This is a genomic window from Vibrio sp. D173a, from assembly GCF_030248475.1.
The window spans coordinates 1-779 of sequence record NZ_JAHGAH010001298.1 but is presented as its reverse complement, the minus strand read 5'-3'; the positions used below and the strand labels follow the sequence as shown (position 1 = coordinate 779).

The 779-nt window shown below is 42.4% G+C and carries 1 pseudogene; it reads right to left on the bottom strand.

The features are described from left to right. Positions 1-332: pseudogene (locus tag KIV40_RS32960) on the bottom strand (GGDEF-domain containing protein); the annotation flags it as partial. Between the last annotated feature and the right edge of the window lie 447 nt (positions 333-779).

The window sequence follows — 779 nt, the reverse complement described above, 5'->3', positions numbered from 1 at the left end:
GATTGCTGATAATGCGAACCTGCATATTGGCGAAACTCAGCCAATGTTTGGCGTAGCATCATCAATCGCTCTCGAAGTTCAGGGTTACTGATCGGTTGATAGCTGCCCATAATGCTTTCTCCCCCATCAAGCAGCGCTCCTACATGCCAATCCGCAATCTCTAAGTAGTACCAAACCTCTTGGATCGATTGAGTTGTATCGCCAGACACAATTTCATCAAACCATAAATAAGCAAGCGAACCATTGATCTTTATTTCAGCCGCGGCCTCTGCAAGGGGAGACTTTTTGATCAAGAGATCGGTCGATTGCATGACCAGGACTGTAGTCGACACGACCACTAGCAACGCTAATAAAGAGGTGAAGAGGAACTTTCGCTTATTTAGCATTTTGGGGAACAACATAATTAGATCAAAAGGATGAGGAATGAATCAACCTTAATTCATCAATTTAATGAACAACCAGACATTTCAGTTACTTATGAAGTTTTAATGAATATTAATGAGTGCACATTGTATAACCAATCCCAACACCGTATATTTCGGTGGCTTAATTCAATCTGACAATGCTGGGCGATAGAAGCGTAACGTACACTATGATGGAAAGGTTCTTACACAAAGCAATCACCACTGTTATCTGTTTGTTTCTATGGTCAACAATGAGCATGGCAAAAGATCTGATCAAGTTCGAAGGCTCCAGCACGGTTTATCCCATCACTCGTCAGTTTTCTCAGCAGTTTATGAGCCTGCACAAAGACGTCGCGCAAGTTGTGGTTGGTGTTA